The 15,368-nt window shown below is 45.3% G+C and carries 10 protein-coding genes; 6 read left to right on the top strand and 4 right to left on the bottom strand.

Annotated features, from left to right (window positions below; translation table 11 throughout):
• Positions 1-33: 33 nt before the first annotated feature.
• The 4 genes from AB6C75_RS14485 to AB6C75_RS14470 form a co-directional block, all read right to left on the bottom strand.
• Positions 34-801, bottom strand: coding sequence for a sulfite exporter TauE/SafE family protein (locus AB6C75_RS14485; RefSeq protein WP_372108038.1), 768 nt, complete (start codon positions 799-801; stop codon positions 34-36).
• 195 nt (positions 802-996) lie between these two features.
• A complete protein-coding gene (locus tag AB6C75_RS14480) occupies positions 997-2,517 on the bottom strand; it encodes a tripartite tricarboxylate transporter permease (RefSeq protein WP_009846586.1) in 1,521 nt (506 codons plus the stop codon).
• 10 nt (positions 2,518-2,527) lie between these two features.
• Entirely contained in the window at positions 2,528-3,028 is a 501-nt protein-coding gene (locus tag AB6C75_RS14475; protein ID WP_372108037.1) for a tripartite tricarboxylate transporter TctB family protein, read from the bottom strand.
• Between the two features lie 245 nt (positions 3,029-3,273).
• Positions 3,274-4,245: a tripartite tricarboxylate transporter substrate binding protein gene (locus AB6C75_RS14470; protein ID WP_372108036.1), complete on the bottom strand. Its 972-nt coding sequence runs from the start codon at positions 4,243-4,245 to the stop codon at positions 3,274-3,276.
• A 454-nt stretch (positions 4,246-4,699) separates the two neighbouring features.
• Between AB6C75_RS14470 and AB6C75_RS14465 the strand changes: the two genes are divergently transcribed.
• From AB6C75_RS14465 to prpF, 6 genes are all read left to right on the top strand, one after another.
• Positions 4,700-7,873 carry an HD domain-containing phosphohydrolase gene (locus AB6C75_RS14465; RefSeq protein ID WP_372108035.1) on the top strand — a complete coding sequence of 1,058 codons (3,174 nt, stop codon included), beginning with the start codon at positions 4,700-4,702 and terminating at the stop codon, positions 7,871-7,873.
• Between the two features lie 391 nt (positions 7,874-8,264).
• Positions 8,265-8,984, top strand: coding sequence for a GntR family transcriptional regulator (locus tag AB6C75_RS14460; RefSeq protein WP_017071741.1), 720 nt, complete (start codon positions 8,265-8,267; stop codon positions 8,982-8,984).
• A gap of 100 nt (positions 8,985-9,084) precedes the next feature.
• The gene (gene prpB / locus AB6C75_RS14455; protein ID WP_372108034.1) at positions 9,085-9,981 is read left to right on the top strand and encodes a methylisocitrate lyase; all 897 of its coding nucleotides are present in this window, start codon (positions 9,085-9,087) and stop codon (positions 9,979-9,981) included.
• A 146-nt stretch (positions 9,982-10,127) separates the two neighbouring features.
• Entirely contained in the window at positions 10,128-11,330 is a 1,203-nt protein-coding gene (prpC, locus tag AB6C75_RS14450) for a 2-methylcitrate synthase (RefSeq protein WP_265120702.1), read from the top strand.
• A 101-nt stretch (positions 11,331-11,431) separates the two neighbouring features.
• The gene (gene acnD, locus AB6C75_RS14445) at positions 11,432-14,068 is read left to right on the top strand and encodes a Fe/S-dependent 2-methylisocitrate dehydratase AcnD (RefSeq protein WP_372108033.1); all 2,637 of its coding nucleotides are present in this window, start codon (positions 11,432-11,434) and stop codon (positions 14,066-14,068) included.
• Between the two features lie 9 nt (positions 14,069-14,077).
• Entirely contained in the window at positions 14,078-15,250 is a 1,173-nt protein-coding gene (prpF, locus tag AB6C75_RS14440; protein ID WP_372108032.1) for a 2-methylaconitate cis-trans isomerase PrpF, read from the top strand.
• Positions 15,251-15,368 lie beyond the last annotated feature (118 nt).

The raw sequence follows: 15,368 nt of genomic DNA, 5'->3' as shown, positions 1-15,368 counted from the left end.
AAACTCACTCTACCATTTACCCAGAAATCAAGCTCATCTAAGCGGAGAAGAGCCGAAGAAGTAAGCGGTAATCAAAAAGCTCGCGATGATCACTGTGGTGCGAACATATTGTTGTGGGATACGACGAGAAACTTTTGCTGAATAGTAACCACCGACCAATGTCCCAAACAAAACGGCCATGCCTGACGGCCAATCAATCGAACCATTCACAACAAAGAACACGATTGCCGCGAGTGATGCGCATGCCGATACCAACAATTTGATGCCATTCATCACGTTGATATTGGTATACCCTGCCAGTGCCAAGTAGCTCAATGTCACAATGCCTAAGCCTGCATTAAAATAACCACCATAAACACACACGATCAAAAGCAATACAGCTGAAAAGAACGCGCCTGCGCTGGTGGCGTGCTTATGTTTAGCGGTTACTTTCTTTAGCCATTTATTGAGTGTGCCACCAAAGGTAAAAAGTAGAGCGGCGAACAGCAATAACCAAGGTACGGATTGAGTAAATAGCGCTTCTGGTGTGTGTAGTAGTAAAAATGCACCAATGCTGCCGCCAATTATACATAGTCCAACAATGAGCTTGAGTTGTTTGGTACCAGATTGAATTTCGTGGCGTAGAGCGTAGGCTCCGCTAATGTATCCAGCACACGAAGCAAAGGTATTGGTCGCGTTGGCTGCTATTGGTGGAACGCCTGCAAACAATAGAGCGGGGAAGGTGATGAAGCTGCCTCCTCCTGCAATTGAGTTGAGCACACCGCCAATCACTCCCGATAAGAATAGAATCAACCAATCCATAGTTTTGAATCCAATGCGTTAAATGATGAATCACCTTACTTGATTTTGTTATTGATATCAGGGATATGTGTTTTTCAGGAGTCGGATTGTGAGTTTGCTACCATCTTAGAGCTACGGTTTTTTGAAATAGCTGCTACGAAAAAAGGAGCCTGAAGCTCCCTTTATTACGTTTTGTTTTTCTAACCTAAGCCAAGTTTACACTTCAACAGGCTTCGCTCTAAAGCTCTTGAACAGCTTAACCAGAATAGGACTAGATAGAACCAATACCGCTAAAATGGTGAAGGTCATTGTGATAGGGCGTTCCCAAAGGAAACTGAGTTCACCATCACTGATCATCAGTGCGCGTCTCAAGTTCTCTTCCATCAAACCACCTAATATGAAGCCAAGCAGTAACGGTGCGAGCGGGAAGTTGGCCAGCCTTAACGCTATCGCGGCCATTGCCACAATTAGCATCACAAACACATCCATCGTGTTGAAAGACACCAAGTACACGCCTGTGATTGAGAAGAAAATAATCATTGGCAGTAGTACCGTTCTTGGTACCGCTAGCAGTTTAGAGATGTAAGGGATTAAAGGCAGATTCAAGATAACCAGCACGATGTTGCCAAAGTACATCGAGATAATCACCGACCAGAATACATCTGGGTGCTCAACGAACAAGCGAGGACCGGGTTGGATGCCATAAGCGATGAGTGCACCAAGCATAATTGCTGTAGTACCAGAGCCCGGAATACCGAGTGTCAGTAGCGGAACGAATGAACCACTCGAAGCTGCATTATTTGCTGATTCAGGAGCCACAAGACCACGAATACTGCCTTTACCAAACTCTTTCTGCTTGTCTTTTGGTGCTAGGCTGCGTTCCATGCCGTAGCTTAAGAAAGCTGCGATAGTCGCGCCAGCACCCGGAAGCACGCCAGTGAAGAAGCCAAGAATTGAAGAACGAATCGAAACGGGCGCGACTTCTTTGAACTCTTCTTTGGTCACTTTCATGCTGCCAATATCGGCCATCTTTTGGCTTTCTTCGCCGCTGGTGTCTTTCTCTGGTTTCAAAATACCCATTAAAGTCTCACCTAAAGCGAATGTTGCCATAGCAAGAAGTAGGAAACTAAAGCCATCCATTAGGTCTGTTAGGCCAAACGTGAAACGCTCAACACCAACGCCTTTGTCGATACCAACAGTAGATAACATCAAACCAAGAATGGTCATCATCCATGCCTTTATTACCTGACCTGGGCCTGCAAAAGCCGCTACAGCCGATAGACCTAACAACATCAATGCAAAGTAGTCTGACGACTGGAAGCTCAATGAGACACTTGCTAGAGCCGGTGCTGCAATCAAAAGCATGATTGCTGACAGAGTACCGCCAGTGAAAGAAGAGTAGGCTGCTAGTGCCAACGCTTTACCTGCTTGGCCTTTTTGTGCCATTGGGTAGCCGTCGAATGCGGTTACTACCGTTGAAGAACAACCTGGAGCATTGATTAAGATTGATGACGTTGAGCCACCAAATACTGCGCCGTAGTACACACCTGCCATTAAGATTAAGCCAGAAGAAGGGTCTAGGCCGTATGTAATCGGGATCATCAACGCGATTGCTGAAATTGGACCTAGCCCCGGGAGCATACCAATGAAGGTACCCACGAAGCAGCCCACAATTACCATCATGATGTTCATTGGCATCACAGCGGTAGAAAGTCCTTGTAAAATTCCGTCTAACATAATGTTATCCCTACCAAAGAGTGAAGATTAAGCCAGGCTCTAGGTAGATATCTAAGCCTTGAGTTAATAATAAAAAGAACGCGATAACGAAAGGAAATGACGCGCCAAATAAAATAGATTTACGGCGCTCACCCAATAGGTAAAAGCCAGCAAGCAAGAAGAAGCTAGTTGCTAAAACAAAGCCAAGATAAGTCAGTCCAACACCGTACAAAGCCATCAACACTAAAAAGCCAATGAGCAGCTTCCAGTTCAACGGCGTGATGTCGCATGAAACCTTCTGGTCCGGTTGTCCTATAACTAGTAGGATCAACGACAGGCCGATGCCGATAAACGTTAATAGGGTAGGTAAAGTTCTTGCTGTGAAGGGTTCGTACTCGTCACCGGGGAACAAAGGAATTAGCGTGGTTTGGTAGCCATAGCACAAGCACGCCAGCATAAAGATCATGGCTCCGATGCGATCCTTTGAAAGCAAAGATTCCTTACTCAGAAATTTGGTTGGTAAGTCCGACATATCCAACTCCATTTGGGATGGTATAGAAAGTAAAAAAGCCGTACATGAGCGAGTCAATGAAATGTCTGGGATCACTAACCAAAGGTAAGCGAATTACGGTACTGGTTTATCAGCCACTTGCGTTTACAACGAATCGGCAAGCGTTAGTAATACGTCTACGAATAAACAAAGGAGTTTTAAGTTAACTCATGTACGGCGAAACAAGGAAAGAGTATGAGGGCACATAGACCCTCTATGGTTGTTGGTTATTTCAAGAAACCAAGCTCACGCATTAGATCGCCCATCTGTTTTTCTTGGTCTTCTAGGAAGGCGTAAAAATCTTTGTCAGCTTTGTAGTTGTCAATCCAACCGTTACGGTCACGAACCACTTGCCATTCATCGGTCTTGTACATTTTGCCTAGCGCTACATTCCACTCGTCGATTTTCGCTTGGCTAGTGCCAGGTGCCGCGAAGAAGCCACGCCAGTTAGCAAATACTGTTTCGTTGCCGTACTCAGTTAGTGTTGGGATGTTTGGTGCCGCATCAAGACGTTTTGGTGCCGTTACTGCCAATACTTTTACTTGGCCTGATTTAGACATCTCTAGCACTTCACCAAGGCCTGTCGAAAGCAGTTGTGTTTCGCCAGAAAGCAGTGCCGCCATCGCTTTACCGCCAGCATCGTAGGCAATGTAACGTACTTTCTTCGCATCAAAACCTTCGCCTTTGAACGCTGCCGCTACAACAAGGTGGTCCATGCTGCCACGAGCCGAGCCGCCTGCGATTTTCACTTTACGTGGGTTGCTTTCAAACTCTTTTACTACGTCTTCCCAAGTGTTGTACTTAGAATCCGCAGACGCGACGATTGCGCCATAGTCAGCAATAGTTGCTGCTACCGGAGTCAGGTCACGGAAAGATTGAGGGAAGATACCGGTCAGCGAGCGCACAACGATAGGCGTTGAGTTCACCATCAGCGTGTCTTCTTGACGTTGAGCCGTCTCGATTAGGTGTGCAATGGCTTTACCGCCGCCACCACCAGACAAGTTTTGGAAAGAGACATTTTCTACGATGTCGGATTTCACTAATACATCACCCGTACCACGAGCTGTCATATCCCAACCGCCACCAGCGCCGCCAGGGATTAGGAAGTGGATTTTCTCTACGTCAGCAGCAAAAGTGTTAAAAGAAAAGGTTGCTGCGATGATAGAAGCCGCAAGAGTAGATTTCAGTGCCTTGAACATGGTTCACGTTCCTTATGTAGGGGATCTCTTCAATGGAGAGAAACTTATGTTTTATATCCAGCTGCTAAACACACGAGTAGGGTATTGCTTAGCAGAGGACGTTAAAGTTAACGGTGTGTTAAAGAATTGTCTTCAATGCGGCGATATTGAGGATAAAGAACATTGGGTGAATAAAGTTCATAAAGTTCACGGTGGCGCAGCTATAGGATTCTTCAAGAAATAATCACTCTGATTTTTTCTTGAGTTTATTTGAACAATTTGTTTTGACTATTGGTCGATTTATACTGCTGGGTATCATTAAAGTGGGTACTTTATTACGGCACAAAAAGAGATATGGGGAAACGACATTAAATATATAGAATAATGTGTTGCTAGGTGGGTTATGCTACTGTAATAATATAAATATTGCTGGCACGTTACATTTCTGAGCTAATGGTTATTCAAGGATCGAATAATGACAGACAAAAAAATTTCGTTACGATTTACTGTTGGAGGAATGTTTTTACTCGCGACATTTCTTACAGCTGTTGTTGCGGTTTCACTGCAATATTACTTCAGTAAAAAAATGGCGACGGAGAGTACTCTGTCAAAATTGACGATGGTGTCTCATGACCTGAGTGATTATATAGGCGCTATTGATTCTGACGCAGCCAACACTGCGCGTTTACTTGCTTCAGTGAAACGGTCAATCAGTAACAAAATATCGAAAGAAGAGTCGCGTAGTATTCTTTCTGAAGCCATTAAAGATAACCCTCTCTTTTATAGTATTTACATTGGCTCATCCGATGAAAATTTCTTCCAAATTATTAATCTAGAATCTGCCCCTGTCGTTAGAGAAAAAATAGGTGCACAACAAACGGATCGTTGGGTTGTAGTTGAGATTAAAAATATAGGGCAGGAGCGAGTCCGGACAACGAAATACTTTGACCAAGAGTTTACGCTCAGAAGCTCAACTACGGAGCAGAGCAACTACTTTCCAACGACCAGGCCTTGGTATGTTTCTGCCAATGTTCAGTCGGTCGAAAAAACTCAGCCATATCTTTTTCAGCATTTACAAATTACCGGACAAACTTATTCTTTAGCGTTTGAGTCGAAAATAGAATCTGAAATTCAACATGTGATTGGTATTGATATTGTGTTGTCTTCTTTGGCTAACAAATTATCAGGTACGGCGCTTGGATTAGCAGAAGATAGTAAGGTTGAGTCTTTCTTATATTCGAAATCGGGAAATATCATAGCGTCCAACCTCAAGGTTAATAATCAGGAATCGGAGTTTGATGTATCAACATTGATATTATCATCTGAGCAAAAAACCTTGGTTAACGATACCCCTCCGCTGCTAGTTTCTAATCAAAATGATTGGGGGCCGATGGACTTTTCTGTGGCGGGGAAACCAAACGGTTATGCGATAGACCTTCTCAAAATGATCGGTGAGATGACTGGGATCAGGTTTGAATTTGTGAATGGTTTCTCTTGGGACGAGCTTGTCAGTAAGTTTCAAGAAGGAAGTATTGATGGCCTGCAATCGGTTCAACATTATAAAAATAATGGCATAGATGGCCTATACACGACTCCAATTTATGAATTGCCATTTTCTATCGTGACAAGGGTCGGCGCGAAGGTTGTCACTAATTATGCCGAGCTTGAGGGTGAAAAAGTTGCCATTTTATCTGGGTGGTCAATTATTCCTAAGTTGAGAGAGGATTTTCCGAACATTGATTTAGTTGAATTTGAAAACCTAGAGTCTGCATTTAATTCAATTGAAAGCGAAGAGAACTTTGCTTTCTTAGAAGCAGAACCCGTACTCTCGTTTGCATTAGATAGGTTTTTCCAGCCAGGCCTTGTTGTCAATGGGACTCTAGAAGATCTAAAACGGAACTACACAAATCAATTCCATTTGGTGTTGCAGAGCAAGCATAAGCAATTGCTTCCAATTATTGATAAGGCTATCAGTAGGTTGGGTGATGAACAACTTGATGCCTTAGCGAAAAAGTGGCTCCATGATACCGGCTTTAATACAAATACGACGGTTCCTTATACTGAACTTTATGATTTGGCTAAGGAAGCAACGGTTGAAGGCAGTATGATAAGGGTAGAGTTGAATGGCGAGGTCAAGCATCTCTATTTAAAGAAAATAGACACGGGCGAACACTACTCTGAGTATTTTGCGGTATTGATTCCCGAAACTGAAATCTTTAGTACAGTCAATAAACGTCTAGTAACCTCTGTTGGCGTAACGATGTTACTGATGAGTTTGACCTTGCCTATTGCATGGGTTTTTGGTGCACCGATAGTGCGTCCTATTCGTCAATTAGAGGAGGAGACTCATAAGATCAAGATGCGTGATTATGACAGTGTCGAGCTTGTTGAGACTCGAATTAAAGAGGTATGGGAACTGTCTATTGCGGTGAAAGGTATGGCTGCAGAGATTAAGCGGCATGAACAGACCCAAGAGGCCTTTGTTGAGTCGTTCATTAAACTTATCGCTCAAGCTATCGATGATAAGTCCGCTTATACGGCTGGGCACTGTAACCGCGTACCAGAACTGGGCTTGATGTTGGCTGGTGCGGCTGAAAAATCGCAGTCTGAGCATTTCAAAGACTTTAAATTTGAGAACGACGATGAACGTCGTGAATTTAGAATTGCTGCTTGGCTTCATGATTGTGGCAAGATCACGACACCTGAACACATCGTCGATAAAGGTACGAAGCTAGAAGCTAACTACAACCGAATTCACGAGGTGAGAACTCGATTTGAAGTGCTTTGGCGTGATGCAGAAATTACAGCTTTGACAAAACAACTCGAAGGGTCTCTACCGGCTGAGTTGGTAGCTGATGAACTTGCGTCAACCAAACAGCAACTACAAGAGGACTTTGAGTTTATTGCGACAGCGAACCTCGGTGGTGAGTTTATGAGTGATGATAAAGTCGCTCGTATTCGCTTGATAGCTGAGACGACTTGGACACGTAACTTTGATGATCAACTTGGTTTGTCACCGATAGAGGCGTTGAATCGAGAATCGAGTTCAAGCTTACCAGCGGTAGAGCCGCTGTTATGTGACAAGCCTGAACATATAGTGAAAAGAGATAGGCCGTTAGAGTTCGACCCGAAATATCAAATAAAAATGGATGTGCCTGAGCACTTATACAATCTGGGCGAAGTCTATAACCTGAGTATTGCGCGTGGCACCTTAACTGCTGAAGATAGGTTTAAGATAAATGAGCACATGCTTGGTACCATCAAGATGCTTGAAAACCTGCCATTCCCGAAAGAGCTAAGCCGTGTGCCTCGTTATGCGTCGACTCACCATGAAACCCTTAAAGGCACAGGCTATCCAAGGAAGCTGACAGGTGATGACCTTTCAATCCCAGAACGTATTCTGGTGATCTCAGATATTTTTGAGGCGTTAACTGCTGCGGATAGGCCTTATAAGAAGGCGAAACCAATCAGTGTTGCTGTAGACATCATGTATAAAATGGCGTTGGACGAGCATCTTGATATCGAACTGTTTAGATTGTTCTTAACCAGCGGTACTCACCTGCGTTATGCAGAAGAGTATCTCAAACCAGAACAGATTGATTTTGTCGATATCAGCAAATACCTCGAAGTCACTCGTCAGATAGCTTGATTAAAGGTTGGCTTGTTAGAACGGGTTCGATGAATGAAAGGCGCACATGAGTGCGCCTTTTTTATATCTGTTTATCGGTGAGCTGGTGGATAGGCACAAACGGGGCTGCTTTTGACCAGTTCGGCTATAAGTTGTCGACACATCGATTTTAAATGACTTTAGAGTAGGTATCGGGCTGGTTGTTGTTGTACTTTTTAAATTAATAAATAACAAGTATTTAAGTTGTTTTCAGTGTCCTTTTGGATGAGTTTTTATCGTCTATAAAAAATACTACCTTAGTCTAAATTGTCGACAATCTACTTGATTGTCGACAATTCGATCGTGTATTTTATGTTCATGTTATGAAATTGTTGGCAGTTAGGGTCAGCAATCAGAAGTGAGCAGCGTGAATATGAATACTGCGATAAAAGATCTCACCTTAAGTGCAAACACGAAAACACGTGTGAGCGACAAAGAAAACACCAAGTCGGAAAATCTGACTGAGTACCTCGTTGAGGCGATTGTTAACGGTGAATTAGCACCGGGCAGTAAGATCTCGGAGCCTGAACTGGCTAAACGCTTCGAGGTAAGTCGAGGTCCATTACGTGAAGCGATAATGCGTGTGGAAGGGCTAGGGCTTATTGAGCGAATTCCTCATGTCGGCGCTCGAGTTATTACTTTTTCTGCAGACAAACTGCTAGAGCTTTACGCGGTGCGAGAGGCATTGGAAGGCATGGCGGCTCGCCTAGCAGCGCGACATATCACACAAGAAGAGCTTATCGGGCTTGAAGGATTATTGTCGACACACTCAAAGCACATCGATGAAGTCGAAGGTTCTTCTTACTTTCATCAACATGGAGATTTTGATTTCCATTACCGAATTATCAAAGCGAGTCGTAACAGCAAACTCATTTCGTTGTTGTGTGACGAGCTTTATCACCTATTACGCATGTATCGCTATCAATCGCCTAGGGCTCAGTCTCGACCAAAAGAAGCGCTCGATGAACACAAATACATCCTACAAGCGATTCGTAATCGCGATGAAGAGCTAGCAGAAATGCTAATGCGACGACACATCTCGGGTAGTCGATTGCTTATAGAACAACAAATTCAATCCAAAGATCTTGATTAAGCGACCATTGGAACCTGTCAGCAGATCAGTGCTGGCGATAACCAAAAGCCGTAAGTCTTAAAGATTAGCTAGAAATAAACAATTAACAGGGAGCGTCATTATGAAGTTATCAGCAGGAGCAAAGTTCCGACAAACTGTGCAAGACAACGACCCATTGCAGATCGTGGGTACGGTGAATCCGTATTGCGCGATGATGGCAAAGAACTTGGGGCATCAGGCGATCTATTTGTCGGGTGGAGGCATCGCCAATGCGTCTTATGGTTTGCCTGATTTAGGTATAACGACATTGAACGATGTGTTGGTCGATGTTGAACGTATTACCAACGCGTGTGATCTGCCATTGCTGGTGGATATCGATACGGGATTTGGTGGCGCATTCAATATTGCACGTACCATTCGAGCGATGGAGAAGGCAGGCGCAGCCGCGATTCACATGGAAGATCAAGTGGCCCAGAAACGCTGTGGTCATCGACCAAATAAAGCGATTGTAAGTCAGCAAGAGATGGTCGATAGAGTTAAGGCTGCAACTGATGCTAGAACCGACGAAAGCTTTGTGATTATGGCTCGTACGGATGCATTGGCGGTTGAAGGCATTGATAGTGCGATTGAACGAGCGATTGCGTGTGTTGAAGCGGGCGCTGACATGATTTTCCCTGAAGCGATGAATCAACTCGATCAATACGTGAAGTTCTCGGCGGCGTTGAAATCAGCAACGGGTAAGCACGTGCCTATTCTTGCGAACATCACTGAGTTTGGCCAAACGCCGCTCTATAACTGTAACGAGTTGGCCCAATCAAGTGTCGACATGGTGCTTTATCCATTGAGTGCGTTCCGTGCGATGAACAAAGCGGCGGAGAATGTTTACAAGCACTTGTTAGTTGAAGGCAATCAAGAAGCTCTGTTGGATTCAATGCAAACCCGTAAAGAGCTTTACGAACACCTGAATTACCACGACTACGAGAACAAGCTTGATCAGTTGTTTTCAAGCGAAGGGTAAACCAGTTTCAATTAATCAAAATTCAACTTAATCCAATAACGTGAAATGGTTAGTCGCCATATCCAGTACCGATGATAAAGATCACCGGACACATAAACAGGCAGCACCAAAGAGTGCAGGCGGCTAACACAGAAAAGGAGTTCACCATGTCTGTATCTTTGAGTGATAAAGCAGCTGTCGATAAGGCTTCAACAGAAAACCAACAACAAAGCGCAAAAACAGCAAGTGCACCTGCAATCGGTGGTGCTGGTCTACGTGGCCAAAGTGCGGGAACTACGGCGCTATGTACGGTAGGCCAGTCAGGAACGGGTTTGACCTACCGTGGCTATGATATAACCGACCTTGCTAATCATGCTCAGTTCGAAGAAGTGGCGCATCTGCTACTAAGAGGTCACTTACCCACTGAAAAAGAGCTCGATGATTACAAAATATTGTTGGTTGGTCTGCGCGGCTTGCCTCAACCTTTGAAAGCAGCACTAGAGCTTATCCCAGCAGACGCTCATCCAATGGATGTGATGAGAACGGGCTGTTCAATGCTAGGTAATCTAGAGCAAGAGTCTGATTTTTCTGAGCAACTGCCCGCGACTGAACGAATGCTCGCGCTTTTCCCTGCCATTATTTGTTATTGGTACCGCTTTAGCCATGATGGCGTGCGAATTGATACTGAAGATAAAAGTGAAGCCTGTCTGGGTGGCTACTTCTTGAAAATGCTAACGGATAAAACACCTAGTGAACTTCATAAGAAGGTGATGCACTGCTCGCTAACCCTTTACGCGGAACATGAGTTTAATGCTTCAACCTTTGCCGCTCGTGTGTGTGCATCCACACTGTCAGATATACACTCTTGTGTCACCGCAGCGATTGGTACGTTGAGAGGTCCTTTACATGGCGGTGCGAATGAAGCGGCGATGGAAATGATCCAAGATTGGCAAACCGCTGATGAAGCAGAAACTAACATCATGCAGATGCTTGCTAACAAAGACAAAATCATGGGCTTCGGTCATGCCATTTATCGTGAAAGCGACCCGCGAAATGCTCTAATCAAGCGTTGGTCAAAAGAGCTAGCTCAAGAGGTGGGAGATCAACAGCTTTACGCCGTTTCAGAACGTGTTGAAGCGGTAATGAAGCGCGAGAAAGGCTTGTTCTGTAATGCTGACTTCTTCCATGCATCGGCTTATCACTTCATGGACATCCCAACCAAATTGTTTACTCCTATCTTCGTGATGAGCCGCCTTACGGGTTGGACGGCACACGTATTCGAGCAAAGAGAAAACAATCGAATTATTCGTCCAAGTGCAGACTACACCGGGCCAGAGCATCAAGACTGGCTACCAATCCATTTACGTTAGTTCTCTATATCGAGCCGACTTATATCTCGAGGTGACTTTTCTCTTCATGTGATAAGGCCTCGAGAACCAACGAATAGAATTTAACAGATAATGGTGGATGTATGTCTGATGTAAAACTTGAACAAGCTCAGTACCCTGATAAAAATCAGTACCGGAAACTTTTACCCGGAACCCATTTAGAGTATTTCGATGCTTGCGAAGCGGTAGAAGCGATATCTCCGGGCAGTTATAAAACCTTGCCTTATACGTCGCGAGTATTAGCAGAACAATTGGTAAGACGTTGTGAACCTGAAACCCTTAAAGACAGCTTAAAACAGATTATTGAACGTAAGAGCGATTTAGATTTTCCTTGGTATCCTGCGCGTGTCGTGTGTCATGACATTCTAGGTCAGACCGCTTTAGTTGATTTAGCTGGCTTACGCGATGCGATTGCCGATCAAGGTGGCGACCCTGCCAAGGTAAACCCAGTGGTCGAAACCCAATTGATTGTTGACCACTCGTTAGCCGTGGAACATGCAGGCTTTGATAACCAAGCGTTTGATAAAAACCGCGCGATTGAAGAGCGCAGAAACGAAGACCGTTTTCACTTTATTGAATGGTGTAAAACCGCGTTTGAAAACGTGAGTGTGATCCCTGCGGGTAACGGGATCATGCACCAGATTAACTTGGAGAAAATGTCTCCGGTGATTCAATCCAAAGAGGGCATCGCGTTTCCTGATACTTGTGTCGGCACAGACAGCCATACACCGCACGTTGATGCTCTGGGCGTTATTGCGATTGGTGTGGGCGGCTTGGAAGCTGAAACTGTGATGCTCGGTCGTCCGTCGATGATGCGTTTGCCTGACATAGTCGGTGTTAAACTTATCGGTCAGAGACAAGAAGGCATTACAGCGACTGATATTGTGCTCGCAATTACAGAGTTCCTTCGCAATGAGAGAGTGGTCTCAAGCTATTTGGAATTCTTCGGTGAAGGGGCTCGTGCACTGACCATTGGTGACCGCGCAACCATCTCCAACATGACGCCAGAGTACGGTGCGACAGCGGGTATGTTCTATATCGATGAGCAGACTATTCAATACCTGAAACTCACTGGTCGAGAGCCTGAGCAGGTTGAACTAGTCGAACGCTACGCCAAGCAAACCGGGCTATGGGCTGACGATCTAGACTCTGCTCAATACGAACGTGTATTAGAGTTTGATTTATCGAAGGTTGAGCGCAATCTAGCAGGGCCATCCAATCCACATCGTCGTTTGCCAACCAGAGAGCTGGCTGAACAAGGCATCAGTCAAGCATCTTGGAGAGAGCAGCATGCTAAGCAGTACAGCGATGATCAGATGCCCGATGGTGCCGTAATCATTGCGGCAATTACTTCTTGTACCAACACCAGCAACCCAAGAAACGTGGTCGCCGCAGCATTAGTGGCTAAGAAAGCCAACCTGCTTGGATTAGTTCGTAAGCCGTGGGTGAAAACGTCATTTGCGCCGGGCTCTAAAGTTGCCAAGCTCTATCTTGAGTCGGCAGGTTTGCTACCTGAGCTGGAACAATTAGGCTTCGGTATCGTGGGTTATGCGTGTACTACCTGTAACGGAATGAGTGGGGCGTTGGATCCTACAATCCAACAAGAGATCATCGACCGCGACCTGTACTCAACCTCTGTGTTGTCAGGGAATCGAAACTTTGATGGTCGAATCCATCCCTATGCAAAACAAGCGTTTTTAGCCTCACCGCCATTGGTGGTTGCTTACGCGTTGGCTGGCACGATTCGCTTTGATATCGAGAAAGACAGCTTAGGCACCGACAACAATGGTAAGCCAATCTACTTAAGTGATTTATGGCCGAGTGATGCCGAGATCGATGCCGTTGTCGGTGAGCACGTTAAGCCTCAGCAATTCCAACAAATCTACGTGAAAATGTTCCAGCCAGACGAGGAACAGGTGACGACTGAACCGCTTTATGACTGGCGGCCTCAAAGTACCTATATTCGCAGACCACCTTATTGGGAAGGGGCTCTTGCGGGAGAACGAAGCCTATCTGGTATGAGACCTTTAGCGATTCTGGGTGACAACATCACCACAGATCACTTATCCCCTTCAAATGCGATTCTCGCTTCGAGCGCTGCGGGGGAATACCTCACCAAAATGGAAGTGCCAGAAGAGGACTTTAACTCTTACGCGACCCATCGAGGCGATCACTTAACCGCGCAACGAGCAACATTCGCCAACCCTAAGCTGTTTAACGAAATGGTGAAGGACGCTGGAGAAGTCGTGCAAGGTTCATTAGCAAGAGTTGAACCTGAAGGTCAAGTTACGCGAATGTGGGAAGCGATTGAAACCTACATGAATCGTAAACAACCCTTGATTGTCGTGGCGGGTGCCGATTATGGACAAGGTTCATCACGTGATTGGGCTGCCAAAGGTGTGCGCTTAGCGGGTGTTGAAGTGATTGTTGCCGAAGGCTTTGAACGAATCCACAGAACCAACTTAGTTGGAATGGGTGTGTTGCCTTTGCAGTTTAAAGCGGGAACCAATCGCAATACCTTACAACTCGATGGCACCGAACTTTACGACATGTACGGTGACATTGAAGCAGGTTCTGATTTGGCTCTAGTCATCACTCGTAAAAACGGTGAAAAGCTTGATGTGCCAGTAACCTGCCGACTAGACACCGCTGACGAAGTGAATGTGTACAGCGCTGGTGGCGTATTGCAACGTTTCGCTAAAGACTTTCTTGCAAATTAGGAGCTAGTTATGAACATCAAACAGATAAAAGTACCTGCTACCTATATGCGGGGCGGAACAAGCAAAGGTGTCTTTTTCAACTTAAGTGACTTACCTGAAGCTGCGCAAGTTGCCGGAGAAGCTCGAGACGCATTACTTCTGCGCGTGATTGGTAGTCCAGATCCTTATGGCAAACAAACCGACGGCATGGGCGGTGCAACATCCAGTACCAGTAAAACCGTTATTGTTTCGAAAAGCAGTAAAGCCGATCACGATGTTGATTACTTATTCGGCCAAGTAGCAATTGACAAGCCGTTTGTTGATTGGAGCGGTAACTGCGGCAATCTGTCTGCTGCAGTGGGCCCATTTGCTATTCATAGTGGCCTAGTCGACTCGAATCGCATTCCAGAAAACGGTGTGGTCGAGGTGCGAGTATGGCAAGTGAATATAAAGAAAACCATGGTTGTTCACGTGCCCATCGTTAAAGGTGAAGTCCAAGAGTTAGGTGACTTTGAACTCGATGGTGTCACTTTCCCCGCTGCTGAAATCCAAGTTGATTTCCTAGACCCAGCCGATGCGAGTGGTTCAATGTTTCCAACAGGGAATGTTGTCGATTTTTTAGATGTTCCCGAATTGGGCTGCATCAAAGCGACATACATCAATGCAGGAATACCAACCATTTTTGTTGATGCTGAATCGGTGGGCTATCAAGGCACAGAGCTTCAATCGGATATTAACAGTGATTCAAAAGCCTTGGCTCTGTTTGAATCCATACGAGCACATGGCGCAGTGGCGATGGGTATTATTGATTCTTTAGAACAAGCTGAATCACGTCAACATACACCTAAAGTCGCGTTTGTTGCTAAGCCTCAAGCGTACCAAGCCTCCAGTGGTAAATCGGTTGCTGTCGAAGATACTGACCTTCTGGTGCGTGCTTTGTCTATGGGACAATTGCATCACGCTATGATGGGTACGGCGGCAGTCGCCATTGCTTCAGCGGCGAGTGTGCCAGGTACGTTAGTGAACTTGGCAGTCGGTGAGGGTTCCCGAGATTTTGTTACCTTTGGTCATCCATCAGGAACCTTAAAAGTGGGTGCTAAAGCTATTCAGACGGAAAGCGGTTGGAAAATAGAACGGGCGATTATGAGTCGTAGTGCCCGAGTGATCATGGAAGGTGCCATTCGAGTGCCTTTTCCTAAGTAAAGCGATTGTCGTGAACGGTTAAATGTTCACGAACACAACGCTGAGAAAAGAGTGCAATCAAGTGCTACTGCCAAAAGCTAGGCGCTTGGACTAATGGATAAATCATGGAGGAGGCACT

The organism is Vibrio sp. 10N.237.312.B06, from assembly GCF_041464685.1.
GTDB lineage: Bacteria > Pseudomonadota > Gammaproteobacteria > Enterobacterales > Vibrionaceae > Vibrio > Vibrio tasmaniensis_A.
This window is presented reverse-complemented; position numbering and strand designations above follow the sequence as displayed.

Bases quoted from the DNA above. Each gene is read 5' to 3' on its own strand.
- AB6C75_RS14485 (WP_372108038.1), bottom strand. From the start codon at position 801: ATGGATTGGTTGATTCTATTCTTATCGGGAGTGATTGGCGGTGTGCTC.
- acnD (WP_372108033.1), top strand. From the start codon at position 11,432: ATGTCTGATGTAAAACTTGAACAAGCTCAGTACCCTGATAAAAATCAG.
- AB6C75_RS14475 (WP_372108037.1), bottom strand. From the start codon at position 3,028: ATGTCGGACTTACCAACCAAATTTCTGAGTAAGGAATCTTTGCTTTCA.
- AB6C75_RS14460 (WP_017071741.1), top strand. From the start codon at position 8,265: ATGAATACTGCGATAAAAGATCTCACCTTAAGTGCAAACACGAAAACA.
- prpF (WP_372108032.1), top strand. From the start codon at position 14,078: ATGAACATCAAACAGATAAAAGTACCTGCTACCTATATGCGGGGCGGA.
- prpB (WP_372108034.1), top strand. From the start codon at position 9,085: ATGAAGTTATCAGCAGGAGCAAAGTTCCGACAAACTGTGCAAGACAAC.
- AB6C75_RS14465 (WP_372108035.1), top strand. From the start codon at position 4,700: ATGACAGACAAAAAAATTTCGTTACGATTTACTGTTGGAGGAATGTTT.
- AB6C75_RS14480 (WP_009846586.1), bottom strand. From the start codon at position 2,517: ATGTTAGACGGAATTTTACAAGGACTTTCTACCGCTGTGATGCCAATG.
- AB6C75_RS14470 (WP_372108036.1), bottom strand. From the start codon at position 4,245: ATGTTCAAGGCACTGAAATCTACTCTTGCGGCTTCTATCATCGCAGCA.
- prpC (WP_265120702.1), top strand. From the start codon at position 10,128: ATGTCTGTATCTTTGAGTGATAAAGCAGCTGTCGATAAGGCTTCAACA.